The organism is Mycobacterium sp. TH-M15 (genome assembly GCF_057473705.1).
Window position 1 is genome coordinate 1 of sequence record NZ_JBYCLB010000149.1, and the last position, 1,929, is coordinate 1,929.

A 1,929-nucleotide genomic window follows, 5' to 3' on the forward strand; every position below is an offset into this window, starting at 1 on the left:
GGGGGCGTCGCGGTGGGGCGCGCACATGCGGCTGCACGTCTCGGCGGGGATCGGCACCTCGCCGTTCGCTCCGGCGCGGCTGTGCTGCCGCCCCGAGGCCACCCTGCTGACCCTGGTCGCCGCGCCGAGCGGCGGCGACGCTGCGCGGACCGCCCTGCACCGATCGCGGACCGGTATTTCAGTCCGTTGACGCCGACCCGGGTCGCGGCCCACGACCGCCCGCGGCACTGGACTGACAACGCGGTCCGGCTGATCGAGGCCGACGCCCGCCGCAGCGCCGACACCCACCTGTTGCGCTATCCGCTGCCGTCGGCGTGGGGTTCGGATGATGTGGCGCTGTATCTGAAAGACGAGACCACCCACATCACCGGCAGCCTCAAGCACCGGCTGGCCCGCTCGCTTTTTCTGTACGGACTGTGCAACGGGTGGATCGAAGAGGGCACCACGGTGGTCGAGGCGTCGTCGGGGTCCACCGCGGTGTCCGAGGCGTACTTCGCCGCGCTGCTCGGTCTGTCGTTCGTCGCGGTGATGCCCGCCTCCACCAGCGCGTCGAAAGTGGCGCTGATCGAGGCGCAGGGCGGGCGCTGCCATTTCGTGCAGCATTCGGCCGACGTCTACGCCGAGGCGGAGCGGATCACCGCCGAGACCGGCGGTCACTACCTGGACCAGTTCACCAACGCCGAGCGGGCTACCGACTGGCGCGGCAACAACAACATCGCCGAGTCGATCTACGAGCAGATGCGCGACGAGGTCCATCCCATCCCGGAATGGATCGTGGTCGGAGCGGGTACCGGCGGCACCAGCGCGACGATCGGTCGCTACATCCGCTACCGCCGGCATGCGACCCGGCTGTGCGTGGTCGACCCGGAGAATTCCGCGTTCTTCCCGGCCTACGCGCGGTGCCGCTACGACACCGTCATCGCCGGGTCGTCCCGCATCGAGGGCATCGGCCGGCCGCGAGTGGAGCCGTCGTTTCTGCCGGACGTGGTCGATCGGATGGTCTCGGTGCCCGATGCGGCGTCGGTGGCCGCCCCCCGCCACGTCAGCGCGGTGCTGGGCCGGCGGGTGGGCGCGTCGACCGGCACCAACGTGTGGGGAGCCTTCGGGCTGCTCGCCGAGATGGTGGCCGACGGGTGCAGCGGGTCGGTGGTCACCCTGCTCGCCGACAGCGGTGACCGCTACACCGACACCTACTTCAGCGACGACTGGCTGGCGCAGCAGGGGCTCGACCCGGCCGGGCCAGCCGCGGCGCTGGTGGAGTTCGAGCGGTCCTGCCGCTGGGATTGAGCTTGGTCTTGGGCACGGTTGTCGGCGGCGTCCGGGGCGTCCGGAGCGGTCGCCAGCAGCCATAGCGCGGCAAGCCCGAAGAACCCGCCGTAGAGGGCGGCGCCCAACAGTGTCATAATCCGGCTCCCTTGCCACTGTCACGTTCTTAGCCAGTCTGCCTAATATTGCTGCGCATTGCAGCTGTCCACGCCGCGGTGTGGGCGATCTCATCATCCGGCGACCGAGTGAGCTGGGCCCTGCGGAGTGCGATCAGCGTATTAGGCGGGGCCTCGCGCCGGTGCGATACGCTGTCGTGGCTTCATGCGGGGTGGGGCGCAGCTTGGTAGCGTGCTTCGTTCGGGACGAAGAGGTCGTGGGTTCGAATCCCGCCACCCCGACAGAGATAAATGGCTGGTAGAGAAAGTGCATAGACCAGCTCAGGATTTCGGAGCAGGGCCAGAATCCCGCAGGAGATTTGGCGTCTGCCCGAGTAGCGGCGTCCGAGCTACCGGCTACGGCATCCAGGTCGGCGTCGAACAGGTCGGCGTAGGTGTCCAGCGTCATGGACGCTCTCGCATGCCCCAACATGCGCTGCACCGCTTTGACATCCGCGCCGGCCGACACCGCGGCGACGCCGCGGTGTGCCGCAGGTCGTGTGGGGTA

Annotated in this window: 1 protein-coding gene, 1 tRNA gene and 2 pseudogenes; 3 read left to right on the forward strand and 1 reads right to left on the reverse strand. The window is 69.2% G+C overall.

What is annotated here, in order from left to right; translation table 11 throughout:
- The 3 genes and pseudogenes from AC2VNT_RS03610 to AC2VNT_RS03620 form a co-directional block, all read left to right on the forward strand.
- Positions 1–190: pseudogene (locus tag AC2VNT_RS03610) on the forward strand (metallophosphoesterase); the annotation flags it as partial.
- A complete protein-coding gene (gene cds1 / locus AC2VNT_RS03615) occupies positions 187–1,287 on the forward strand; it encodes an L-cysteine desulfhydrase Cds1 (protein WP_486945555.1) in 1,101 nt (366 codons plus the stop codon). The pseudogene AC2VNT_RS03610 and the gene cds1, both read left to right, overlap by 4 nt.
- Positions 1,288–1,590: 303 nt before the next feature.
- Positions 1,591–1,664, forward strand: a tRNA-Pro gene (locus AC2VNT_RS03620).
- Between the two features lie 94 nt (positions 1,665–1,758).
- Here the strand turns inward: AC2VNT_RS03620 and AC2VNT_RS03625 are convergent.
- Positions 1,759–1,929: pseudogene (locus AC2VNT_RS03625) on the reverse strand (tyrosine-type recombinase/integrase); the annotation flags it as partial.